Source organism: Stenotrophomonas maltophilia, from assembly GCF_047497515.2.
Lineage (GTDB): Bacteria > Pseudomonadota > Gammaproteobacteria > Xanthomonadales > Xanthomonadaceae > Stenotrophomonas.
The window spans coordinates 13,579-37,526 of the sequence record NZ_JAXAXL020000019.1 but is presented as its reverse complement, the minus strand read 5'-3'; the positions used below and the strand labels follow the sequence as shown (position 1 = coordinate 37,526).

The following is a 23,948-nucleotide window of genomic DNA, read 5'->3' as shown; positions in this document are numbered from 1 at the left end:
TTTTTGTCAGGCGGCGTCGGGTTGGTTTTCCGGGCGGGCGCGGTCGAAGGCATCCAACGCCTGGCACGCTGCCTCGATACGGCGCAGGGTCGGGTACGGCGTCAGGTCCAGTCCGAAGCGGTGGGCGTTGTACAGCTGCGGCAGCAGGCAGAGGTCAGCCAGGCCCGGGCGGTCGCCGTGGCAGAAGGTGCCGGTGTCGCGGCTGTTGGCCAGCATCGCTTCCATCGCCGCAAAGCCTTCGGCGATCCAGTGCAGAGTCCACTGCGTGCGGGCGTCGGCCGGAAGCTGCAGGTTGCGTTCCAGGTACTGCATCACCCGCAGGTTGTTGATCGGATGGATATCGCAGGCCACCAATTGGGCCAGTGCACGCACCCGCGCACGGCCGGCGGCATCGGCCGGCAGCAGCGGCACCTGCGGGAAGCGCTCGTCCAGATACTCGACGATCGCCAACGACTGGGTCAGCGTGTGCCCATCGTGCAGCAGCGATGGCACCAGTTGCTGCGGATTGAGCGCGCGATAGGCGTCGAGATGCTGCTCGCCGCCCTCGCGCACCAGGTGCACCGGCCGCGCCTGCCAGGCCAGGCCCTTCAGCTCGAGTGCGATGCGCACGCGGTAGGCGGCGCTGGATCGCCAGTAGGTGTACAGCACGATGCCGTCGTCGACCGGGATCTCCATTGCCGCCTCCATGCTCAGGGCTTGGCCGCCTGCTCGATGCGCTGCTCGATCGCACCGAAGATGCTGTTGCCAGCGGCATCGAGCATCTCAATGCGGACCACGTCGCCGAAGGACATGAACGGCGTGCTCGGCTTGCCGTCGCGCAGCGTTTCCACGACGCGCTGCTCGGCAAAGCACGAGGCGCCCTTGCTGGTGTCCTCGTTGGCGATGGTGCCGGAGCCGACGATGGTGCCGGCGCTCAGCGGGCGGGTCTTGGCCGCATGCGCGACCAGCTGGGCGAAGTTGAACTGCATGTCCACGCCCGCTTCCGGCGCGCCGAACCACTGGCCGTTGATGTGGGTCAGCAGCGGCAGGTGCACCTTGCTGTCCTGCCAGGCGGCGCCCAGCTCGTCGGGGGTGACGAACACCGGCGACAGCGCCGAACGCGGCTTGGACTGCAGGAAGCCGAAGCCCTTGGCCAGCTCACCCGGAATCAGGTTGCGCAGCGAAACGTCATTGACCAGGCCGACCAGCTGGATGTGGCCCGCCGCCTGTTCCGGCGTTGCCGCCATCGGCACGTCATCGGTGATGACCACGATCTCCGCTTCCAGGTCGATGCCGTAGTCCTCGCTGACCACCTTGACCGCATCGCGCGGGCCGTAGAAGCCGGCGCTGGTGGCCTGGTACATCAGCGGATCGGTGTAGAAGCTCTCCGGCACCTCGGCACCACGGGCGCGGCGCACGCGCTCGACGTGCGGCAGGTAGGCGCTGCCGTCAACGAATTCATAGGCGCGCGGCATCGGCGCGGCCAGTGCCTGCACATCCAGGTCGAACACGCCATCGGCATCGCCGGCGTTGAGCGATTCGTACAGGGCGTTCAGGCGCGGCGCGATGTGGCTCCAGTCCTCCAGGGCCTGCTGCAGGGTGGCGGCAATGCCGGTGGCGCGCACGCCGTGGCGCAGGTCGCGCGAGACGACGATCAGGGTGCCGTCGCGGCCGCCTTCCTTCAAAGAACCAAGCTTCATGGGTGGGTGTCCGGAGTCGTGGGCAAACAAGTTTCAAGTGTAATCAAATATGCGGCGACGCCAAGCTGCAGCGCGGCATCGGCCCACCCTACCGCAGTGGGGGGTTGGGCAGGGCTGCGCCCTGCACCTGCTCGATGCAACGGCAACGGCAACGGCAACGTCAAAAGCCTGCATTCCGTAGGATGGCGGGGCACTGTGGGTTTGCGGGGACGCCGTGAACCCATCCATGGGGGCTTGGTCGCCGCGTCCATGCGGCTCACACCCCGCAAACCCACAGTGCCCCGCCCTCGACAGTTGGTCGGCGGCTGTTGGTAGGTGTCGACCTTGGTCGACACAACTGTCAGATAACGAATGAATTCATCCGTGTCGACCAAGGTCGACACCTTCCAGATCAATACGCCGTTCCGACAGATCGCTGGAAACTGTCGAAGGCGGGGTGGGTCCGGTTGAGGGGGTGTGAGCGCCATGGATGGCGCGACCAAGCCCCCATGGACGGGTTTACGGCGTCCCCCTCAACCGGACCCACCCCGGCAACCCTCAGGAAGCAAGCTTTTGCCGTTGCTCCGGCCGTTGACGTGGCTTTCAGCAGGTGCAGGGCTGCAAGCCCTGCAGGCAGAACCCTTACCTGAACAGGCCTTTTTGCGTGAAGTCTCAAACATCGTTTAGACTTGCGGAGTCTGCAGCGGCCGTCCGTTTCCCTCCGGGATCGCCGGCGACCTGGGTCCGCCCTCTTCGCCCGCCCCCACTCCGACGCCGTTCGTCACGCATTCCAGCCTGCGCTTCGTGCCGGCTGCACCCAATTCTCGCAGCGCGGTTCACGGGAACGCTCCGAGTCAGCCGATCAGTTTGATCTGCCCCCGTCTGTCCAGTCGGACAGGCGTTTCTTGTACTTGGAGCAAACTCAATGTCTTTTGAATCGCTGGGCCTGGCGCCCTTCCTGCTGCGCGCGCTTGCCGAGCAGGGCTACGAAAACCCGACCCCGATCCAGCAGCAGGCCATCCCCCTCGCGCTGGCCGGCCGCGACCTGCTGGCCGGCGCTCAGACGGGTACCGGCAAGACTGCCGCCTTCGGCCTGCCGCTGCTGCAGCACCTGGGCACCGCATCGCAGGAAGTACGCAGCGGCCCGCGCAAGCCGCGCGCGCTGATCCTGGCCCCGACCCGCGAGCTGGCCACCCAGGTGCATGACAGCCTGCGCGGTTACAGCAAGTACCTGCGCATCCCCAGCGCCTGCATCTACGGCGGCGTCGGCATGGGCAACCAGCTGGACATCCTGCGCCGCGGCGTGGACCTGCTGGTGGCCTGCCCGGGCCGACTGATCGACCACCTGGAGCGCCGCAGCATCGACCTGTCCGGCATTGAACTGCTGGTGCTGGACGAAGCCGACCGCATGCTCGACATGGGCTTCCTGCCGTCGATCAAGCGCATCCTGGCCAAGCTGCCGAAGCAGAACCGCCAGACCCTGCTGTTCTCGGCCACCTTCGAGGACAACATCCGCCAGCTGGCGCTGGAGTTCATGCGCAACCCGGAGCAGATCCAGGTGACGCCGAAGAACACCGTCGCCGAGACCATCACCCACCGCGTGCACCCGGTCGATGGCAGCCGCAAGCGCGACCTGCTGCTGCACCTGCTGGCGCAGGACAGCCGCGAGCAGACCCTGGTGTTTGCCCGCACCAAGCACGGCAGCGACAAGCTGGCCACGTTCCTGGAAAAGTCCGGCATCAAGACCGCGGCGATCCACGGCAACAAGAGCCAGGGCCAGCGCCTGCGTGCCCTGGGTGACTTCAAGGCCGGCCGCGTGACCGTGCTGGTGGCCACCGACATCGCCGCGCGCGGCATCGACATCAACGAGCTGCCGAAGGTGATCAACTTCGACCTGCCGATGGTGGCCGAAGACTACGTGCACCGCATCGGCCGTACCGGCCGTAACGGTGCCACCGGCCAGGCGATTTCGCTGGTGGCGCAGGACGAAGTGAAGCTGCTGCGTGCGATCACCCGCCTGCTGGGCCGCGACATGGACATCCGCGATGTACCGGGCTTCGAGCTGCAGACGCCGATCCGCTGGGGCAACAGCGCACCGGGCAAGGCCGAGCACGATACTGGCGAGCGCGCGCCGCGCAAGAGCCACGCGCGCCGTCCGCACGGTGATGCGCCGCGCCATGCGCACGCGGGCCCGAAGAAGGCCGGCGGTGGCCGTCGCGAGGGCGGTGGCAATGGCCAGCAGCGTGCCGGTGCGGGCGCGGGTCAGGGCCAGCGTCGTGGCGGTGGCGGCAATGGGGGCGGCCGTGGCCGCGGCCAGGGTGGCAACGGCGGCGGTCGCGCCGGCTGATCCCAGCTGACATGAAGGATGCTTCCCGCTCCGCGGGGGCTATCGAGGGACGGCGCTGGCGCGCCGTCCTTTTTTTGTTGCCGGCCAGCGGCCCGCACTACCGTGCTCGTGCATCAGCCGATGCGTGCAGGCTCACCCCCGCGCTTTCGCCGGATTCACCAGATTCCCGAAGAAGATCGCGTTGATCAGCAGTCGATCCGTGCCGTGCCAATACTTGCGATGCGCCGGGTCATCGGCAAACAGCACCACGTTACCCTGCCCCTGCGCCGACACCAGCAGCCACGCGCTGCCCGCCACCCGCGCGCGGTTGCGCTCTGACAGGTAGCCATTTACCCGCGGCGTGGTGTCGATGCGCACCACCGTCGAGAACGGATTCGCGCTGGGCTGCAGGGTCACCGTGTTCTCCTTGTTGATCGCCAGCTGACGACGCGGCACGCCGAACGCCAGCGGATGACTGGTATCCACGTCGGCACTGAGGATGTTGCCGCTGACCCGTTCGATTGCGGCGATATCGCGCTGATCACCGAACGCGCGACGTCCTGCATCGGCCGCCTCTTCCTCCTTGCCCATCGTCTCGCCGTCGGCCAGCTTCTGTTCGATCGCCCACTTCGAGGCACTGCCGTAGGTCACCAGTGAACCACCGGCCTGTATCCAGCGCTTCAGTGCAGCCACCGCGGTGGCATCGACGCCGGTATAGGTGCCGCCGGACAGCACGATCGTGGTGTAGCGATCCAGCGGCACCTTGCCCAGCTGCTGTGGGTCCAGCTTGCTGGCCGGCAGCCGCAGCTGCTGATCGAGCAGGAACCACGCCGAGCCGATTTCGGTGGCGGCCACGCCCTCGCCCATCACCAGTGCGACCGTTGGCTTGCGCAGCGCTTTGACGCCATCACTGCCGAGGTCGATGCCTTCGAGGCTGCGGCCACTGGACAGCGCTTGCACCTGCACGCCTGCATCGCGTGCGGCCGCGCTTACCGCCTCCAGCAGCGCCACGCCCTGCAGCGGTTGCCCGGCCACCGGAATGACGATGCTGCCGGCGGCGAAGCCCGCCTCGCCGTGTGCGGTGGCGGCAGTGAACGCCTGGAACGTTGCACGCGTGCTCAGGCCCCTGCCCTGCAGCACCGCCAGCGCGCGCGCGGCGTTGTAATCGCGCCAGTCGATGACATAGGCGAAGCCGGCCTGGCCGCCCGGCACCGCGCCCTGCTCCGCTGGCAACGCGGCCACGCGGGCACCACCGTCGATGCGGCTGCGGCTGCCGGCGAAGGCCACGCCGTAGGCCGGTGCGATCGCGTAGCTGGTGCTGCCGTAGAACACGTCGCCCTTGATCGGCGGCGTCTCCGCGAAGATCGAATGCACCAGCCGGAACTGCGCCTGCTGCACCGGCACCACGTAGGCGATGCCCGGATCGAAGCGCTGCCCATCGACGGTGACCGCGCGATCCAGCGTGCGCACCTCGATGCGATGCAGCAGCAACAGCTCCAGCAGGCGCCGGGTCAATGCCGGGTCATGCACATCGCCGAACACGAAGCTCTTCACCGGCTGCTGCGCGGCCTGTTTCAGCGCGCTCTGGAAGAACTGCTTCTGCAGGTCGAACAGGCCACTGCGCTCGGCGACCGCGCCACGCACCGTGCCCAGCCCCGTAGCGACCTGGTTGCGGATGGTGAACGGGAACGTCAGCAGGCCATTCACCGATTCCTGCACGCGGCCTCGCGAACTGGCCTGCTCGACAGTGACGCCGACCGCGCCATGGAAGTCCGGATAGGTCGAGCCATACACCGGCGAGAAGTTGTCGAAGTTCTCGCCGGTGTAGTACAGCGAACCCAGCGCATCCAGCGCCTGTGCGTGGTACTTGGCCAGGGTCTTGTTGAATTCATACGATGCCGCCGGAATCAGCGGACTGTGCATGCTCTTCGGCGAAGGCTCGAAGTAGTACGTGCTGTCCTTGCCCATCTCGTGGAAGTCGATCTGCACGTTCGGATACCACTGATGGAACACCTCCACCTTCGGCCGCGAATCCTGCTGGGTCAGTGCCAGCCAGTCGCGGTTGAGGTCGGTGAAGTAGTGGTTGGTGCGGCCCTGCGGGAACGGCTCGACGTGTTCCTTGTCGGCCGGATCGGCCGAAGCCGGGTCCGAGGCCCAGGCGTTGTGCCAGTTGGCGGCACGATCACGGCCATCCGGATTCTGCGCCGGGTCGAACAACACCACTGCCTGCTGCAGCCATTGCCGGGTTTCGGCACTCTGGTTGGCTACCAGGTAGTACGCGGTCAGCATCGCGGCTTCGGCACTGGAGGTCTCGTTGCCGTGCACGCTGTAGCCCAGCCACACCACCACCGGGCTGTCGCCGGCCGCGCTGCGTGGCTGCGCCGGATCGACCAGCGTCGCGTGCTGCTGGCGGATCTGTTCCAGTCGCGCGTGGTTGCCCGCAGAGGTAACGGTGGCGATCAACAGCGGACGGCCCTCGTAACTGCGGCCGATCTCGCGCACGTTGATCGCATGCGAGCGCTTCGCCAGTTCCTGGAAGTACGCCACCAGCTGGTCATGCCGGGTGTAGCGACTACCGATCGGGTAGCCGAGGAACTGTTCCGGCGTGGGAATGGACGTATCGAATGCGGCCGCGTCGGTGGCCTGCGGGAAGAAGTAGGCACTCTGTGCCTGCGCCGGCTGCGGCGAGGACAACGCGATGGCGGCGGCGATCAGCAACGGAAGAACGGCACGGCGATGCAAGGACACGGTGACTCCCCAGGAACTCAACGGCAGACAGTCGCGCGGCCGGCACCTTTGGGTGGCCGGCCGCGGTGGATGGATCAGAAGCGGTAATCAAAGCCCAGCGTGAAGTAGCGCCCGCGCAGGTCGTACTGGCTGAAGTCGTACGGCGCGCGGATGCCCGGGAACGATGCGTCGTACGGCGGCGTCTTGTCGGCCAGGTTCTGCACCTTGGCGTATACGGTCAGCTTGTCAACGCCGGTGTAGGCCAGGTACAGGTCGTACTGGCTGTAGCTGCCGACGCGCTGCTGCACGGCCTTGGCCGCGGTGCTGGCTTCCTGGCGGTAGCCGCTGGTGTAGTACCAGGTCACGGCCGCGTTGAAGTCGCCATGCTTCCAGTCCAGCGTGGTGGTGGCCTTGTCCTTGGGCAGGGTCGCGCCGAGGTTGCTGCCGGCGTAGTCGACCAGCGGGCCGCCGACCACGGTCGGGCGACGGTAGTCACGCACGTGGGTGTAGGCCGAGGACACGGTGAAGTCGCCGAGCTTGGCAGTCGGGATGCGCTGGCGCAGTTCGACGTCGATGCCCGAAGTCTTCAGTTCGCTCAGGTTCTGGTAGCGGTTGTACACCGCCTGCAGCTTGCCGCGCTCGTCGCGCTGCACGGCACCGGCCACGTTGTCGTTGACCAGGGTCTGGGTGTTGTTGGTGCCGACCAGGTTGTCCAGCTGGATACGGTAGTAATCCACGCTCAGGTTGGTGTTGGCCCACGGCGACAGCACCACGCCGAAGTTCACGCTCCTGGTGCGCTCGGGCTTCAGTGAGTTGTTGCCGACGGTGAAGAAGGTCGGATTCTGGCGCGAACCGGGCACGTCGGGGTCACGCGGGTCGACCACGCTGCCGTAGGCGATGCTGGTGCTGTTGGAGTTCTCCGACAGCGACGGCGCGCGGAAGCCCTTCGAGGCCGAAGCACGCACCAGCAGGACGTCCAGCGGCTGCCAGCGCAGGCCGAGCTTCGGCGAGAACGCGTTGCCGAAATCGTCGTAGTGATCCGCGCGCGCGGCCGCCGACAACTCCAGCGTCGAGGCCAGCGGCACGTTCACTTCGGCGTAGGCGGCGCTGACCTGGCGCTGGCCATGCACTTCGGCGATGGCCGGGCGCACCTGCAGGCCGGCATCGATCTGCCACGGGTTGTTGGAATCCAGCTTCTCGCGGCGCCACTCGGCACCGGCGGCGAAACCGATCTCGCCGGCCCAGGTGTGGCCCAGGCTGCCGGAAATCTTCGCGTCGATGCCCTGCAGCTTGGATTCGGCCGGACGCAGCGTGGCGATGTTGATCGCATCGCGCACCGACTGCGGTGTTGCAGCCGGATTCAGCAGGTTGTAGCTGCCGGTGGCCAGTGCATCGGCCAGCGCCCAGCGGTTGGCGAAGCCACCGGACACGCTCTCGCGCTCGCTGCTGCGCGCACCGAATGCGGCCACTTCCCAGTCCCAGTTCGCGGTGGTGCCGCGCAGGCCGAACACGCCGCGATAGGCGGTGGAGCGATTGGTCTTGAGGGTGCCGCCAAGGTCGAAGAAGGTGTATTCGATCGGGATCGCGCGGCCGTACGGGTTGTACGGATTGTTGGCCGGCAGCAGCGACGACACCGGCTCGGCCAGGCCGCTGTCCGCGTTCAACGCGAAGCGACCACTTTCCAGGGTGAAATACGGGCTGCTGCCGAACCACGCGGTGCTCTTGATCTGGCTGTACAGCACTTCGCCGAACGCTTCGACGTTGTCGTTCAGGCGGAAGGTACCGTTGGCGTAGGCCTGGTAGCGCTTGGTCGACGGAATCAACGTGGTGAACGGTGCCTGGTTGAAGCCGCAGGTATCGCCGGCCAGGCCATCGATCGGCGCGCTGGCAACGCGGGTGGTACCGGTCGGGCAGTTGCCGTTGGCATCGAGCATCGGCACCGATACGCCGTTCACCAGGTAGCGCGCGCCCTTGGCCGACCAGCCGTTCCAGCGGCCGCCCGGCTTGTCGGTGTAGATGCCGCTCCTGGTCAGGTTGCGTTCGTCCTGGTCCAGGCGCTCGCGGTTGTAGCCCTGCAGGCTGAAGAGGATGTTGTAGCCATCGGTGTCGAGATCACCGAGGCCGCCGACGAACTTCAGGTTCTGCTCGTGCAGGCCGCCCTGGTCAGCACCGCCGAAGCTGCCGCCGATCTCGGCGCCTTCGAAGTTCTGCCGGGTGATGATGTTGACCACGCCGGCCACCGCATCGGAGCCATAGACGGCCGAGGCGCCGTCCTTGAGCACTTCGATGCGCTCCACTGCGACCAGTGGCAGCGCGTTGAGGTCGACGAAGGTGTCGGACAGGCCACCGGCCGGGAAACCGTAGTTGGCCAGGCGGCGGCCGTTGAGCAGCACCAGCGTGTTCTTCTGCGAGAGGCCACGCAGGCCGATGCCGGCCGAGCCGGACGCCCAGCCGTTGTTGGTGGTTTCGTTGCTGGCATTGCCGGTGTTGGCCGAGATCGAGCGCAGCACGTCGGCGACGGTGGCCTTGCCGGTCTGTTCCAGCTGCTGGCGGCCGATCACCTGCACCGGGTTGGAAGCCTCGGTATCGGCGCGCTTGATGTTGGAACCGGTGACGCGCACGGCGGCCAGGGTGCTGGCGTCGCCACTGGCGTCGGCGGAGGTTTCGGCGGCGGCAGACAAAGGCGCGGCCAGAGCGGCGGCCAGGGCCGCCACGAGCAGGGTGTGCTGGGGCATGACGATGTGGGGGAGGTAGTGGAAGGACGACGTAAGTTCCGCAGTAGTCCATGCCTGGCCGGTGCGCGACCAATAACATCTCTTCATACGGATATAAGAGAAACTAACATCTCTTCATCCGGATGGAAAGAATTTCTTCACGAGCAGCCAACACCTCAACGGTCGGAGACGACAGTCGCGGCGTACAATTGCGCCATGGAAATCTTCAAAGTCTTCATGCTCGAGGCGGCGCATCGCCTCCCCAACGTGCCGCCGGGGCACAAGTGCGCGCGCCTGCATGGCCACTCGTTCCGGGTGGAACTGAAGGTCGAGGGCGAGCCCGGCGCGCAGACCGGCTGGATCATGGATTTCGGCGATGTGAAGGCGGCTTTCCAGCCGATCTACGAACGCCTGGACCATCACTACCTCAACGATATCCCCGGCCTGGAGAACCCGACCAGCGAGAACCTGGCGGTGTGGATCTGGAACGAGCTCAAGCCCAGCCTGCCGGCGCTGAGCGAGATCACCGTGCACGAAACCTGCACCTCCGGCTGCCGCTACCGCGGCCCGACCGCCTGATCAAGCCATTGATCTGTAAGGTTTTCCGAAGGCGCCATGGGCGCCTTTGTTATTTTTGTTGCAATGCGGCATCAACGGCGTATGCTGCAATGCATCAAGACACTCCCTGATGCCCCATGGCCGCCGCCTTCAGCGATCGCTTCAGTGATGCCACCCGCCAGCTCGCCGCCGCGGCAACGCGCGCGAACCGGTTGGCGTTGGAGAACGCAGAGAGCGTGTTCGGTGTGCAGCTGAAGGTACTGGAGCGCAACCTGACCGCAACCGGTGGCTGGCTGGGTGAACTGGCCCGCAGCGATGACGCGGCCGGAATGCTCAGCAAGGGCACGCAGCTGTGGCAGGACAACCTGCAGCGGCTGGGCCAGGCCCAGCAGGACATGGTTGGGCTTGGGCTGCAGGCCAGCAAGGCCTGGTCTGAGCTGGCACAGGGTTACAACGCATCAACGGCGGACGCGAACAGTCACTGACGCGACGCAACGCTCATTGCATGGGTCCCTCCCCCCATGCAATCCGGACCCGGCAGATCCCTCCCTCTGCCGGGTCTTTTTTTGTCTGACGTTTGGATTCCGCGGCACTTCTTCGTTTGGACCCTCTGCGAACTGAAGGGCCCCGCCGGGGCAGGCAGGGGCCTGGGCAAATGTCCCCCGGCGCCGGCCGTTGGCCGTCACCTCCCCCTTTACTTTGTCCAAACCCCTGCCCACCCCGACGAGGCTCGGCTTGCGGCAGGTAAAACACAGTGCTCGCGGCAACCTTTCAACGAGGCGCCGACGAACTCCGAACGCAGGGCGGAGGCCCTTGCGTACGAAGTAAAGGAGGAGGTGACGGCCAACGGCCGGCGCCGGAGGACATTCGTACGCGAGGGCCTCCGCCCTGCGCCATGCAGAATGAATCCGCCGCACGCAATGCAGAAACGCCTCAGCGCCCGCGACCACCGTGCCAGTGCTGGTGCCACGCCTGGAACATCAGCACGTTCCACAGGTGCGTGTGCCACTTGCGCTCACCCCGCAGGAACGCCTCCCAGATGCCGCGCACGCGCGCCGCATCGAAGCAGCCCTGGTTGCGCAGCAGCTGCGGATCCAGCAGCGCCTCCGCCCAATCGCGCAGCGGACCGGCCAGCCAGCGCGCCATCGGCGGACCGAAGCCACGCTTGGGGCGGTACACCAGCGGCTCGGGCAGGTAGCGCGCCAGCAGGTGCTTCAGGATCAGCTTGTGCTCGCCATCGTGGTACTTCAGGTGCTGCGGCAAGCGCCAGGCCAGGCGCACCACCTCCATGTCCAGCAGCGGCGCGCGCGTTTCCACGCCCGCCGCCATGCCCGCGCGATCGACCTTGGCGAGGATGCCCTCGGCCAGGTCCATGCGGAAATCCAGCAGCTGGATGCGCGCCTCGGCCGGCAGCGCCGTGTCCTGCTGCTGGAAGATCGTCACCGGCTCGCGCGCGCCCAGCACCACCTGCGCCGGCTGCCGCCAGCGGGTCACCCGCTGCAGGTAGTGGCCTTCCACATCATTGGCGGCGACCTCGGCCACCAGCGCACGCCAGCCACCGAGGCGGCCCCGCTCGACGTTCATGCGGTTGCCGCTGCGCCGCGCCAGGTCACGCACCCAGTCCGGCAGGCCGCCGCACAGCCGCGCATTGCGCAGCGCACGGCCATAGCTGGGATGGCCGAAAAACAGCTCGTCGCCGCCGTCACCGGTCAACGCCACCGGCTTGCGCGCACCCAGCAGTTCACTGGCCAGCAGGGTCGGCAGCTGCGAGGCGTCGGCGAATGGCTCGCACCAGACCTGCGGCAGCCGCTGCAGCAGGTCCAGTCCCTGGCGCGCGTCCATCCGGTGCAGGTGGTGCTGCACCCCCAGGTGGCGCGCCACCTGCGAAGCCCAGTCGCTCTCGTCGTGGCCTGGATCGTCGAAGCCGACCGTCCATGCTTCGATCGGCAGGGTCGACTGTGCCTGCATCATCGCCGTCACCAGCGAGGAATCGGTGCCACCGGACAGGAATGCACCACAGGCCAGCGGCGAGTGCATGCGTGCGGCGATGGCCTTCTGCAGCACGGCCTCAAGCTGGTCGGTGGCCTGTTCCAGGCTCGGTACCGGTTGCAGGGGTTCCTGCAGCGCACTGTGCATTGCGTCGCGTGCACACCAGTAGCGCGAACCGCCCTGCGCGGCCGTACTGGAGCGCCCCGCAGCATGATCATTGAGGTCGATGCGCAGCATCGCGCCGGCCACCAGCTTGTGGATGCCACGGTAGATGGTGTGCGGTGCCGGCACGTAGTCATGCCGCAGCAGCAGGCTCAGCGCATCCTGGTCGATGCTCGGCGAGAAACCGTCAAAGGCCTGCAGCGCCTTCAGCTCCGAGGCGAACAGGAACCTGCCCTGGTACCAGCCGTAGTACAGCGGCCGCTCACCCACCGGGTCGCGGGCCAGCCACAGCGCGCGCGTCTCGCGGTCCCACACGCTGAAACCAAACGCACCCTCGATGCGCGACAGGGCTCGCTCGACGCCCCACTCGACGATCGCCTGCAGCAGCAGGCGGGCGTCGCTGCAGTTGCGCGGCAGATCGCGCAGCTGCGCCTGCAGGTCGGCGCGGTTGTACAGGCGTCCGTCCAGGCACAGCACGTAGCGGCCGCAATCCGAGCTCAGCGGCTGCAGCGGCGTATCGGTCGGGGCCCGGCAATGGCCCAGCGCCAGGCCGGACTCGGCGTCGGTCCAGTAGCCGATGCGACCCCTGCCACGCTGCTGCAGCGCGCGCAGCATCGGCGCCAGCTGCTGCAGCAGGTGCTCGTCATCGGCAGGCGGCAGCCACGCCCCGACCACGCCGCTCATCGGGCACCTCCGCAGCGGCGGCGGTGGTGGGACAGGTTCGGCAGGCGCGGATTGGCGGGCGACATGGGAACGGCACGCGGAACGGAGGAGACTCCATGCTCGGCCCGACCCCCGCCCCGCGTCAGTCGCGTTGCTGTCAGCGATCGTCACCAGTCGTGTGACGAACGTAACGTTTTGTAACGGCAACCGGCTATGCTTGGCGCCAAGTTGTTGCCGGGGCTGAGACCCGGCCCGCGCGCCAGCAACCCCGGCTGAATGGCGCCCGCCCCCTGGACCCGGGCGGCCCGATAGCTGGGATAGCATCGCCGCGCTCGTGCCGTGGCGGTACGTTTGCGTCCACGGAGGCCTTGAAAATGCTGGATATCGTACTGGTTGAAGACGATGCCCGCCTGGGCACGATGGTCAGTGACTATCTGCAGCGGCATGGTTACCAGGTGGCCCACGAGCGCAGCGGCGAGCGCGCCGTGACCCGGATCCTGGCCGAAAAGCCGGCCCTGGTCCTGCTCGATGTCGGCCTGCCCGACCAGGATGGTTTCGAAGTGTGTCGGCAGATACGGCCCCACTATGACGGCATCATCTGCGTCCTGACCGCCCGCACCGACAACATCGACCAGGTGCTGGGGCTGGAGCTGGGCGCCGACGACTACATCGGCAAGCCGATCGAACCGCGGGTGCTGCTGGCCCGCCTGCGCGCCCACCTGCGCCGCCACCGCCGGGTCGAGCCACGCGACGGCAGCCTGCGCTTCGGTGAGCTGAACATCGACCCGTCCACCCGCAACGTGCACCTGCAGGGCGCCCTGCTGGAACTGACCACCGCCGAGTTCGACCTGCTGTTCCTGCTGGCCAGCAACGCCGGCCAGATCCTCGACCGCGACGCGCTGCTGCGTGGCCTGCGCGGGATCGCCTTCGATGGCCTGGACCGCTCGATCGATGCCCGCATCTCGCGCCTGCGCCGCAAGCTGGGCGACAACCCGGAACAACCGGAACGGATCAAGACCGTGCGTGGCCGTGGCTACCTGTTCAGCCGATCGGCATGGGGATGAAGCGCACGCCCTCGGCGATGCGCGGCCACGCCTTCCACTTCCTGCGCTATGGCATCGGCTTCCTGGTCGCCCACCTGCTGCTGATCGTGCTCGGCCTGTGGGCCTGGGACGCCCTGCTGGAAGACCGCACCGAAGCCGGCCTGCAGGCCGAAATGCGCGGCACCCATGCGCTGCTGCAGCACCGCTTTGCCGAGACCCCGCGCCAGCAGTGGCCGACGCTGGCGCGCGAACTCGACGCCGACTTTGCCTACGCGCTGCGCATGGTGCCGTTGGCCGAAGCGGTAAAGGAACTGCCGGCCAGCCAGCGTCCGTCGTTCAACAATGGCCGGCTGCAGATCGACCTGGAGCACATGCGCAGCCTGCAGCGCATTGGCGACAGCGACTACGCGGTGATGCTGGGTCCGCTGGATGAGGCGCTACCCGATGAGGGTTGGCAGGACAGTGACGTGTCCGGGGTGGCGATCCTGCTGCTGATCCTGATGGTGGCCGTGGCGTTGCCGATGTACGTGATGGTCTACCGCCTGTGGCGCGACGTTTCGCAGCTGGCCAAGGCGGCGCGGCAGATGCGCGACGGCCAGCTGGACACGCGTGCGCCGCGCGCCGGTACCGCGTTGGTGCGGCCGCTGGCCAATGCCTTCAACCATATGGCCGAGCAGCTGCAGCAGCTGCTGGAAAGCCAGCGCGTGCTGGCACAGGCCGTAGCGCACGAGGTACGTACGCCGCTGGCACGGATGCGGTTCGGCCTGGCCGATCTGGAAGACACCGCGCTGGACGAGATCCAGCGCGATGCGCTGGGCGGGCTGCGCACCGATGTCGATCGGTTGCAGCACCTCACCGACGCCGGCGTCGAGTACGCCGCGCTCGGCCGTTGCCATCAGCTGACCCGCCAGCGCCTGCAGCTGGCGGCACTGGTGCGCGGCGTGATCGCGCAGTTCGCACCGTTGCCGATGCCGGTGCAGCAGGCGCTGTCGCCGGCCGGCCTGGTCAACGTCAACCGGCACATGCTGGAACTGGCGCTGCGCAACCTGCTCGGCAACGCCCTGCGCTACGCACGCCGGCAGATCCGCATCGCCAGCACGGTCAACGATGGCTGGCTGTGCCTGCAGGTGGAGGATGACGGCCCGGGCATTGCGCCGGAGCTGCGCGGCCAGGTGCTGCAGCCGTACGTGCGGCTGGACCCCGGCAGCCCCGGCTTCGGGCTTGGCCTGGCGCTGGTGCAGGTCGTGGCCGACAAGCATGGCGGCCATGTCGAGGTGACCGATTCCGAGCTGGGCGGCGCCTGCATCCGCCTGCACCTGCCGCTGGACAGCGGCGGCGTGGTGGAGTGCGAGCCGGCCTGTTAGGCCGCCGGTTCCGCGCGCGGCAACGCGAACACGAACAGCGCGCCACGCTCGCTGTCACGCAGTTCGATGCGGCGGCCATGCAGCTGCACAATGCGCTGCACGATCAACAGGCCGAGGCCACCGTTCTCACCCCGTCGCGCACCCAGCGCGGCCGGCGCCTGGAACAGCTGGCTGCGCAGTGCCGGGGCGACACCAGGACCGTCGTCGGCCACGCTCACCTGCACACTGTCAGGCGTCGCGCGCAGGCTCACGTTGATCTGGCCGCCCTCAGGTGCGTGGCGCAACGCGTTGTCGAGCAGATTGGTCAGCACGCGTTCGACCAGGCCCAGGTCGGCGCGCACCAGCGGCAGGCCCGGCGGGAAGTCGGCACGCAGGCGCTGGTTGCGCGCCTGCGCGGCAAGCTCGAATTTCTGCAGCACGTCCTGCAGCAGCTCCGGCAGTGCGAACACCTCCCACTCCAACCGTACTTCGCCGTGCTCCAGCCGTGCCAACTCGAACAGTGCGCGCGCCAATCGACCGACCTTGGCACTCTGCGCCAGCGCGATGCCGAGGTAGCGGCGGCGTTCGTCCGGCGCCAGCGTTGCATCCTTCAACGCCAGCGTTTCCAGATAGCCATGCAGCGACGACAGTGGCGTACGCAGATCATGCGAGATGTTGGCCGCCAGTTCGCGCCGCTGCAGGTCCTGCTGGCGCAGCTGCTGCCATTGCTCGCCCAACCGCTGCGCCATCTGCGCGTGCGCGTGTTCAAGGATCACCAGCTCGTCGCGCTCGCCGGGACGCAGCGGTTCCGGCGGTGGCAAAGGCGTGGGCGCGTCGATGTCGAATGCCTGGATGCGCCGGGTCAGCCGCCGCAGCGGGCGGGTCACCCAGTAGAACGCCACCAGCCCGGCCAGCAGGCCGAGGCTGCCGACCAGCATCACCGACCACAGCGTGGTGTTCCATTGGCTGCTGGCGGCAAGGTCGTCGGACAGCATCTGCCGGTGTTCGCCGACCAGCACCACGTACACGTAGCCGGCCTGGCGGCCCTGCACGATCAGCGGCGCGGCACTGAACACCTTGCGGCCATCGGCACTCCGCGGGTCATCGCCAAGAATCGGCAGCGGTGCACCGGCCAGCAGCCGGCGCAGTGGCGTCACGTCCACCCGGTTGCGCACCAGATGGCCGCTGGGCGCATCGTGGCCGAGGATGCGGCCCTGGTCGTCCAGCAGATACACCTCGACGCTGGGATTGACTGCCATCAGCTGGCCGAACAGCGCGCGCACCGCGGCGTCGCGCATGCCGCTGGTGTCCATCAGCTCGCTGCGCTGGGCGATGTGCTCGGCCAGGCCCAGCGACAACCGCTGTACCACTTCCTGCTCGTGGCGGGTGTTGGCACGCATCTGCAGCGCCAGCAGTGCCATGCAGCACATCAGCATCAGCGCGGCGATCACCGCCGCCAGCTTCTGCCACAGGTTCGGCCTGATCATGCCGCCGCCCCGGCCGGATCGACCAGCTTGTAGCCGCGCCCCCACACCGTCAGCAGCCGCCGCGGATTGGCCGGGTCGGTTTCGATCTTGCTGCGCAGCCGGTTGATGTGGGTGTTGACCGTGTGCTCGTAGCCATCGTGCTGGTAGCCCCAGACCTGGTTGAGCAGCTCCATGCGCGCGAACACCTGGTCAGGATGACGGGCGAAGAACAGCAGCAGGTCGAACTCGCGCGGAGTCAGTTCCAACGCAGTGCCCTCCACCGATGCAGTACGTGCAACCGGGTCCAGCTGCAGCCCGCCCAGCTCGATCGCCCCGGCATCGATGCGTGCGCTCTGCGCCATCGCCTCGGCCCGGCGCAGCAGCGCGCGCACCCGTGCCACCAGTTCCGGCATCGAGAAGGGCTTGGCCAGGTAGTCGTCCGCGCCCAGCTCGAGGCCGACGATGCGCTGGGTTTCACTGCCGCGCGCGCTGATGATGATGATCGGCACATAACGCGCCATCGCGCGTGCACGCTGGCACACCTGCAGGCCATCCACGCCCGGCAGCATCACGTCCAGCACCAGCGCATCCCACGGGCCATCCTGCTCGAGCAGGCGCAGCCCGGCGTCGCCGCTGGCCGCGTGGGCAACGTCGTAGCCCTCGTCGGCCAGGTGCATGCGCAGCAGGTCGGCGATGTGGGCATCGTCTTCAACGATCAGCACGCGTTTGGTGGACATCGGCAGCTCGGGGCCAGTGGGGAGGCTGCCCGCATTGTGGCGCGGGATGGCCGCCGATACCTCACGAAAAATTGAATCCTGCGTGAGGATTCGTTGACCTGGGGGGGCGCAGCATGGCCCCGTCGCCCCTTCCCGGAGTCCGCCATGCGCCTCACCCGCCGCCATCTGCTGGGCCTGGGCGGTGTTGCCACCGCCGCCGGCCTGTTCGGCCTCGGGGCGTGCAGCCGCGCCGCCCCGGCCGCCGCCGAAGCACGTCCGGCGCGCCAGTTCGAGGTCATGCACAGCGACGCGCAGTGGCGCCAGCAGCTGACCCCGGCGCAGTACGCGGTGCTGCGCCAGCAGGCCACCGAACGGCCCTACAGCAGCCCGCTCAACAAGGAACACCGGCAGGGCACCTTCGCCTGCGCCGGCTGTGCGCTGCCACTGTTCTCCTCCTCCACCAAGTTCGAGAGCGGTACCGGCTGGCCGAGCTTCTGGGCGCCGCTGCACAACGCCATCGGCGAAGACCGTGACGTCACCTTCGGCATGCTGCGGGTGGAGGTGCACTGCCGCCGCTGCGGCGGCCATCTCGGCCATGTGTTCGACGATGGCCCGCGCCCGACCGGGCTGCGCTACTGCATGAACGGTGCGGCACTGGTGTTCGTTCCCGGTGCCGGTGATGGCACCGCCGACGGCTGGCGCGTGCCGGTCGGTTCGTCCCCTACTTCTGGAGCCTGACCATGCTGCTGTTGCTGCTTGCCTACCTGGGGGGCGCGCTGACCCTGCTCAGCCCGTGCATCCTGCCGGTGCTGCCCTTCGTGTTTGCGCGCGCCGACCGTTCCTTCGCGCGCAGCACGCTGCCGCTGCTGCTGGGCATGGCACTCACCTTCACCGTGGTCGCCAGCCTGGCGGCGGTGGGCAGCCAGTGGGTGGCACAGGCCAACCAGATCGGACGCTGGATCGCCCTGGTGTTGATGGCGCTGTTCGCGCTGGCATTGCTGTGGCCGCGGCTGGCCGACCATCTGCTGGCACCGTTCCAGCGCGTGGGTGCACGCTTGAGCGCACGCGCCGATGCCGCTGATGCCGCAGGTCATGGCGGCGCGTGGACCTCGCTGCTGATCGGCATCGCCACCGGCCTGCTGTGGGCGCCCTGCGCCGGGCCAATCCTTGGCCTGGTGCTGACCGGTGCGGCCCTGCACGGCGCCAGCGTCGGCACCACTGCGCTGCTGCTGGCCTATGCGCTGGGCGCGATCACCGCGCTGGCGCTGGCGGTCTGGGTCGGTGGCCGCGTATTTCGTGCCCTGCAGGCCCGGCTTGGCCTCGGCGATGTGCTGCGCAAGGTACTGGGCGTGGCCGCGCTGCTGGCGGTGGTGGCGATCGGCCTCGGTTGGGACACGGGCCTGCTGACCCGCCTGTCCACGGTCAGCACCGCGCGCATCGAGCAGGGCCTGCTGGATGCGGTGCCCGGCACGCAGCCGGCGGCACCGCCGATGATGATGGCGGGCGCCAATGCCGGCGCCGATGCACCGTTGCCGGTGGAAGGCACCCTGCCCGCGCTGGACGGCGCCACCGGCTGGCTCAACAGCCCACCGCTGACCGCCCAGCAGCTGCGCGGCAAGGTGGTGCTGGTCGACTTCTGGACGTACTCCTGCATCAACTGCCTGCGCGCGATGCCGTTCGTGCATGAGTGGGAGCGCCGCTACCGCGACCACGGCCTGGTGGTGATCGGCGTGCACACGCCGGAATTCGCCTTCGAACGCGACCCACGCAACGTGATGAAGGCGGTGCAGCAGCTGAAGGTCGCGTACCCGGTGGCGCTGGACAACCAGTACACGATCTGGCGCGCGTTCAACAACCGCTACTGGCCGGCGCAGTACTTCGTCGACGCGCAGGGCAACATCCGCGGCCACCAGTTCGGCGAGGGCAACTACGCACGCTCGGAACAGGTGATCCGTCGCCTGCTGACCGAAGCTGGCCAGCGCGATCTGCCGCCGCCGGCCGATCCCGCCGCCGCCGAACTGCAGGGTGTGGCCGCGCAGGCCGACATGGGCAACCTGCGCTCGCCGGAAACCTATCTGGGCCATGCCCGTGCCGAGCAGTTCGCGTCGCCCGGCGGTCAGCGCAGCGACGCCGCCTTCGATTACGCGCTGCCGGCGCGCCTGGCGCTGAACCAATGGGGCCTGTCCGGGCGCTGGACCGTCACCGACGAAGCCGCGCAGCTGCAGCAGGCCGGCGGTCGCATCGCCTTCCAGTTCCATGCCCGCGACCTGCACCTGGTGCTGGCACCGCGCCAGGACGGCAAGCCGGTGCGCTTCCGCGTGTGGCTGGACGGCAAGCCGCTGCCGGCCACCGACGCCGGTAGCGATGTCGGCGCCGATGGCAGCGGCGTGGTCGACGAACACCGCCTGTACCAGCTGGTGCGTCAACGCGGCACGGTCGGCCCGCATCGCTTCGAGATCGAGTTCCTCGACGCGGGCGTGCAGGCCTATGCCTTCACCTTCGGTTGAACCGGGAGGACATGATGAAACTCTCCTTTGAACAGGGTATTGCCGCCGGTGTTGCCGGACTGGTGGCCACGGCACTCCTTGCCGGTGTGCTGCTGGTCGACCACGGCGCGATTGCGGCACCGGTCGAACCCAGCGCGCAGGCCAAGGCACTGCCGGCGCCGACCGGCGATGCCGCCTTCCGCGATGACGCCACCCACGCCAGCGTGGTGTTCGCCGGCGGCTGCTTCTGGGGCGTGCAGGGCGTGTTCCAGCACGTCAAAGGCGTGAGCAATGCGGTATCCGGCTACATCGGTGGCAGCGCCGACAACGCGCACTACGAGCGGGTCAGCAGCGGCCAGACCGGCCACGCAGAGGCGGTGAAGATCGACTACGACCCGCGCCAGGTCAGCTACGGGCAGCTGATGCAGGTGTTCTTCTCGGTGGTGCATGATCCGACCCAGCTCAACCGCCAGGGGCCGGATCACGGCAGCCAATACCGGTCGGCGATCTTCAGCGACGACGCCCGCCAGCAGGCGGCCAGCCGCGCCTACATCGCCCAGCTCGGCCAGGCCGGCAGCTACCGCGCACCGATCGTCACCCAGCTGGTCAGCGGCCAGCGTTTCTATCCGGCCGAGGGGTACCACCAGAACTACATGACGAACTACCCGCAAGCGGCCTACATCCGCTACTACGACGCACCCAAGCTGGCCGCGCTCGGCAAGCAGTTCCCGGCACTGTACCGGCGCGATGCGGTGCGGGTGCCGATGCGGTAACCGCCGGCAATTCCCACGCATAAAAAGACGCACGGCGATCCCGCCGTGCGCTTGGGAAGTATCGGCCGCGCCCCGATCAGGCCCGCCCGACAACGACATGCTAGGCTCGCCAAGGTCAGGGGTACAGCTCCAGTTGGCGGGAATTTCGATGGATACAGATGACCAGAGCGCGATGATCCCTCCCCGCTACCAGCGGCTGTCCGATGAGCTGGCCGAGGCCATCCACGGTGGCCGGCTGCCCGTTGGCAGCCGCCTGCCGTCGCTGCGGCAGATGGCGCTACAGCGACGGCTCAGCCTGAACACGGTGATCGCCGCCTATCGGCAGCTGGAAGATGCCGGCCTGGTGATTCCGCGGCCCAAGGCAGGCTTCGAGGTGGCGCCCCGGCTGTCGGTGCCGGAACGTTCGCTGCGCGATGTTCCCTCGGCGCCCACCGCACCACTGCAGCAGGTGCTGATGGCCCGCGTGCTGGAGGCGCAGCGTCGCCCCGGCGTGATCGACCTGGCCTTCGCCGGTCCGCGCGGCCGCCAGTTCTACCCCGGTGCGCAGCTGGCCAAATACACCGCGCAGGTGCTGCGTCACGGCCAGCAGACCGTGGAGACCTATGCGCGCCCGAACGGCTCGCCACGACTGCTCGCGCAGATCGTGCGCCGCGGCCCGCGCATGGGCCTGCACACCCACAGCGACCGCCTGCTGCTGACCCATGGCGCGATGGAAGCGCTGCAGCTGGCGCTGCGTGCCGTCACCCAGCCCGGCGATGCGGTTGGCATCGAGGCGCCCTCCTACTTCAACCTGTATCCCCTGCTGGCCACCCTCGGCCTGCAGGCCATCGAACTGCCCACCCATCCGCAGCAGGGGCTGGACGTCGACGCGCTGGACGCCTTGCTGGAACACACACCGCTGGCCGCGCTGGTGGTGATGCCGACCGTGCACAACCCGCTGGGCTGCACCATGCCGACATCCGCCAAGCAGCGCCTGGCCGAGCTGGTCAATGCACGCCAACTGCCGCTCATCGAAGATGCGGTGTACGCCGAGCTGCAGTTCTGCGAACCGCCCGCGCCCTTGCTCAAGGCCTTTGATCGCGACGGCTGGGTGATGGTGGTCGGTGGGTTTTCCAAGACGCTGGCGCCGGACTACCGCATCGGCTGGCTGGAGGGTGGCCGCTTCGCCGAGCGCATCGCGCTGCTGAAATTCCAGTCCACCGGCGGCGAACCGCAACTGCTCGGCGACGCCGTGGCGGCCTATCTGGAGGCAGGCAGCTACGAACACCATCTGCACCGCATGCGGCGCCTGTACCGCGAGCAGGTGGGGCGGCTGCGCCAGCTGGTGGCCGAGCACTTCCCGGTCGGCACGCGCGCCACCGAGCCGCAGGGCGGGTTCCTGCTGTGGCTGGAGCTGCCGGGCGTGGATACGCGCGAACTGTTCGAGCGTGCGCTGCAGGAGGACATCGTGTTCATGCCTGGCCAGGTCTATTCGCGCGGCGCCCGCTACCGGCATTGCCTGCGGTTGTCATGCTGCCAGACCCTGGATGCGCGCTTCACTGGCGCAGTGGAACGGCTGGGTGCGCTCGCGAAGGAGCTGGCGGCTGCAGCACGGTAGTGCCGGCCGCTGGCCGGAAACTGCACGCAGGTGAATACATCGAGGTTGCCGGCCAGCGGCCGGCACTACCCCAGGTCAATCGAGCAGGTGCGTGCTCAGGATCTGGCCATCCGCACGCGGCAGGTGCGGCAAACGCCCCCAGCACGGCATCGGCAGGCGCTGCCGCAACGTGGCGATGTTCTCGTCCTGGCGCTGCATCGCCGGGTCGATGTGATTGCCCAACCAGCCCAGGCACGCCACACCGCTGGCCTGCAGCGACTGCGCGGTCAGCCGCGCATGGTTGACGCAGCCCAGCCGCATGCCCACCACCAGCAGCACCGGTAGCTGCAGCGCGCGCACCAGGTCCAACTGGTCCAGCGTGGCCGAGACCGGCGCCAACCAGCCGCCAACGCCCTCCACCACCACGACATCGGCCTGCGCACGCAGGCGCTCAAACGCGGCCACGATGGGCGCCAGTTCCACCCGCACGCCATCCTCAGCGGCCGCCAGCTCCGGTGCCAGCGGCTGCCGCAGCGCATACGGGTTCAGGTCGGCATAGTCCGGTACCGGCCAGCTGGCCGCCTGCAGGGCCAGCGCGTCCTCGTTGCGCAGGCCCTGCCCCAGATCCTCGCTGCCGCTGGCCACCGGCTTCATGCCGACCGCGCGCAGGCCACGGCGGCGCAGCGCATGCAGCAGCGCGGTACTGGCCGCGGTCTTGCCGATCTCGGTATCGGTGCCGGTCACGAACAGGGCGGGCGGCAGCGTAGCGGGCAATGGCATTGATGGGCTCCAGCAGGGCAACAGAGCGTGCATTATCGCCGGCCCCGCACGCTTGCTAGACTGCGGGCATGTTCGCCAATGCCTCGCTCTCCGGCAGCAAGCCGGAACAATACGCCCAGCTGCTGGAACAGGCCCGAGGCCTGGTCTACGGCGAGTCCGACCGCATCGCCAACGCGGCCAACCTCTCCGCGCTGGTCTACCATGCCCTGCCCGACCTGAACTGGGTCGGCTTCTACCTCTACGACGGCAAGGAACTGGTGGTCGGCCCGTTCCAGGGCCTGCCGGCCTGCGTGCGCATCCCGCTGGACAAGGGCGTGTGCGGTGCCGCCGCCAGCCAGCGCGTGACCCAGCGCGTGGACGACGTTGACGCCTTCCCCGGCCATATCGCCTGCGACTCGGCCTCGCGTTCGGAACTGGTGGTGCCGCTGCTGCGCGGTGATGAACTGATCGGTGTGTTCGACATCGACAGCCCGAAGGTTGGCCGCTTCGATGCCGAGGACCAGGCCGGGCTGGAGGCCATCGCCCGCGTGTTCGTCGAGGCCCTGGGATGAGCGCACCGAAGCTGCGCAACATCGGCCCGAAAAGTGCAGCGTGGCTGCGCCAGGTCGGCCTGCGCAGCCGCGACGACCTGGCCGCGATCGGTGCGGTCGGTGCGTTCGTCAAGGTCAAGCGCGCCGGCTTCAAGCCCAGCCTGAACCTGCTGTACTCGCTGGAAGGCGCGTTGCTGGACTGCCACTGGCAGGAACTGAGCGAGCCGCAGCGCGAAGCGCTGGTGCAGGATTACGAAGCACGCATCGCCGCGCATCCATTGAAGGCAGCCGGCCCGGCTTCGGGCCCGGTGCATGAGCTGCGCTTCGATGCCGACGATGATGCGGAAGACAGCGTCGCCGAGCACGCCGACGAGGATTGAGGCCTCCGCGTTCCTGGGGATGCCGGCCAGCGGCCGGCACGACCACTGTGATGCGGGA

Annotated in this window: 19 protein-coding genes; 11 read left to right on the top strand and 8 right to left on the bottom strand. The window is 68.1% G+C overall.

From position 1 onward, the window contains the following. Positions 1 to 6 precede the first annotated feature (6 nt). Together maiA and ACMZPQ_RS19760 are read right to left on the bottom strand one after the other, a co-directional pair. Positions 7 to 675: a maleylacetoacetate isomerase gene (gene maiA, locus ACMZPQ_RS19765; RefSeq protein WP_197580386.1), complete on the bottom strand. Its 669-nt coding sequence runs from the start codon at positions 673 to 675 to the stop codon at positions 7 to 9. Between the two features lie 14 nt (positions 676 to 689). Further along, positions 690 to 1,679 carry a fumarylacetoacetate hydrolase family protein gene (locus tag ACMZPQ_RS19760; RefSeq protein ID WP_197580387.1) on the bottom strand — a complete coding sequence of 330 codons (990 nt, stop codon included), beginning with the start codon at positions 1,677 to 1,679 and terminating at the stop codon, positions 690 to 692. A 904-nt stretch (positions 1,680 to 2,583) separates the two neighbouring features. Between ACMZPQ_RS19760 and ACMZPQ_RS19755 the strand changes: the two genes are divergently transcribed. Beyond that, complete coding sequence (locus tag ACMZPQ_RS19755) at positions 2,584 to 4,005, top strand: DEAD/DEAH box helicase (protein ID WP_099552598.1); 1,422 nt, start codon at positions 2,584 to 2,586, stop codon at positions 4,003 to 4,005. 132 nt (positions 4,006 to 4,137) lie between these two features. Here the strand turns inward: ACMZPQ_RS19755 and ACMZPQ_RS19750 are convergent, their stop codons facing one another. Both ACMZPQ_RS19750 and ACMZPQ_RS19745 read right to left on the bottom strand, forming a co-directional pair. Continuing rightward, positions 4,138 to 6,732, bottom strand: coding sequence for a M14 metallopeptidase family protein (locus ACMZPQ_RS19750; protein WP_197580388.1), 2,595 nt, complete (start codon positions 6,730 to 6,732; stop codon positions 4,138 to 4,140). Between the two features lie 74 nt (positions 6,733 to 6,806). Then, positions 6,807 to 9,446: a TonB-dependent receptor domain-containing protein gene (locus tag ACMZPQ_RS19745; protein WP_197580389.1), complete on the bottom strand. Its 2,640-nt coding sequence runs from the start codon at positions 9,444 to 9,446 to the stop codon at positions 6,807 to 6,809. A 195-nt stretch (positions 9,447 to 9,641) separates the two neighbouring features. Between ACMZPQ_RS19745 and queD the strand changes: the two genes are divergently transcribed. Together queD and ACMZPQ_RS19735 are read left to right on the top strand one after the other, a co-directional pair. Beyond that, positions 9,642 to 10,004: a 6-carboxytetrahydropterin synthase QueD gene (queD, locus tag ACMZPQ_RS19740; protein WP_008266092.1), complete on the top strand. Its 363-nt coding sequence runs from the start codon at positions 9,642 to 9,644 to the stop codon at positions 10,002 to 10,004. A 116-nt stretch (positions 10,005 to 10,120) separates the two neighbouring features. Next, positions 10,121 to 10,468 carry a phasin family protein gene (locus ACMZPQ_RS19735; RefSeq protein WP_197580390.1) on the top strand — a complete coding sequence of 116 codons (348 nt, stop codon included), beginning with the start codon at positions 10,121 to 10,123 and terminating at the stop codon, positions 10,466 to 10,468. 448 nt (positions 10,469 to 10,916) lie between these two features. Here ACMZPQ_RS19735 and asnB read toward each other — a convergent pair whose 3' ends face one another. Next, positions 10,917 to 12,818 (bottom strand): asparagine synthase (glutamine-hydrolyzing), encoded by a 1,902-nt coding sequence (gene asnB / locus ACMZPQ_RS19730; protein ID WP_197580391.1) that lies wholly within the window; start codon positions 12,816 to 12,818, stop codon positions 10,917 to 10,919. Positions 12,819 to 13,171: 353 nt separating this feature from the next. Here asnB and ACMZPQ_RS19725 point away from each other — a divergent pair, with 353 nt between their 5' ends. Then, positions 13,172 to 13,861, top strand: a complete 690-nt coding sequence (locus ACMZPQ_RS19725) for a winged helix-turn-helix domain-containing protein (protein WP_004154050.1) — start codon at positions 13,172 to 13,174, stop codon at positions 13,859 to 13,861. After that, on the top strand, positions 13,858 to 15,204 hold the full coding sequence (locus tag ACMZPQ_RS19720; RefSeq protein WP_197580393.1) for an ATP-binding protein: 1,347 nt from the start codon (positions 13,858 to 13,860) through the stop codon (positions 15,202 to 15,204). Before ACMZPQ_RS19725 ends, ACMZPQ_RS19720 begins: the two co-directional genes overlap by 4 nt. Here ACMZPQ_RS19720 and ACMZPQ_RS19715 read toward each other — a convergent pair. Together ACMZPQ_RS19715 and ACMZPQ_RS19710 are read right to left on the bottom strand one after the other, a co-directional pair. Then, positions 15,201 to 16,670 (bottom strand): sensor histidine kinase, encoded by a 1,470-nt coding sequence (locus ACMZPQ_RS19715; RefSeq protein WP_197580394.1) that lies wholly within the window; start codon positions 16,668 to 16,670, stop codon positions 15,201 to 15,203. The genes ACMZPQ_RS19720 and ACMZPQ_RS19715 overlap by 4 nt on opposite strands. Further along, entirely contained in the window at positions 16,667 to 17,386 is a 720-nt protein-coding gene (locus ACMZPQ_RS19710) for a response regulator transcription factor (RefSeq protein ID WP_197580395.1), read from the bottom strand. Before ACMZPQ_RS19710 ends, ACMZPQ_RS19715 begins: the two co-directional genes overlap by 4 nt. Before the next feature lie 144 nt (positions 17,387 to 17,530). Here ACMZPQ_RS19710 and msrB point away from each other — a divergent pair, with 144 nt between their 5' ends. The 4 genes from msrB (at position 17,531) to ACMZPQ_RS19690 (ending at position 22,221) form a co-directional block, all read left to right on the top strand. After that, entirely contained in the window at positions 17,531 to 18,103 is a 573-nt protein-coding gene (gene msrB / locus ACMZPQ_RS19705; protein WP_197580396.1) for a peptide-methionine (R)-S-oxide reductase MsrB, read from the top strand. A gap of 2 nt (positions 18,104 to 18,105) precedes the next feature. Next, positions 18,106 to 19,872 carry a redoxin family protein gene (locus tag ACMZPQ_RS19700; protein WP_197580397.1) on the top strand — a complete coding sequence of 589 codons (1,767 nt, stop codon included), beginning with the start codon at positions 18,106 to 18,108 and terminating at the stop codon, positions 19,870 to 19,872. 14 nt (positions 19,873 to 19,886) lie between these two features. Continuing rightward, complete coding sequence (gene msrA / locus ACMZPQ_RS19695; protein ID WP_197580398.1) at positions 19,887 to 20,624, top strand: peptide-methionine (S)-S-oxide reductase MsrA; 738 nt, start codon at positions 19,887 to 19,889, stop codon at positions 20,622 to 20,624. 148 nt (positions 20,625 to 20,772) lie between these two features. Beyond that, entirely contained in the window at positions 20,773 to 22,221 is a 1,449-nt protein-coding gene (locus ACMZPQ_RS19690; protein WP_197580399.1) for an aminotransferase class I/II-fold pyridoxal phosphate-dependent enzyme, read from the top strand. Positions 22,222 to 22,296: 75 nt separating this feature from the next. On the opposite strand, the gene bioD is transcribed toward ACMZPQ_RS19690, so the two are convergent. Then, the gene (gene bioD, locus ACMZPQ_RS19685; RefSeq protein ID WP_197580400.1) at positions 22,297 to 22,980 is read right to left on the bottom strand and encodes a dethiobiotin synthase; all 684 of its coding nucleotides are present in this window, start codon (positions 22,978 to 22,980) and stop codon (positions 22,297 to 22,299) included. A gap of 68 nt (positions 22,981 to 23,048) precedes the next feature. On the opposite strand from bioD, the gene msrC reads away from it, so the two are divergent. Then, on the top strand, positions 23,049 to 23,531 hold the full coding sequence (msrC, locus tag ACMZPQ_RS19680; RefSeq protein WP_197580401.1) for a free L-methionine (R)-S-oxide reductase MsrC: 483 nt from the start codon (positions 23,049 to 23,051) through the stop codon (positions 23,529 to 23,531). Continuing rightward, positions 23,528 to 23,890, top strand: a complete 363-nt coding sequence (locus ACMZPQ_RS19675; RefSeq protein ID WP_197580402.1) for a TfoX/Sxy family DNA transformation protein — start codon at positions 23,528 to 23,530, stop codon at positions 23,888 to 23,890. Before msrC ends, ACMZPQ_RS19675 begins: the two co-directional genes overlap by 4 nt. The last annotated feature ends 58 nt before the right edge of the window (positions 23,891 to 23,948 follow it).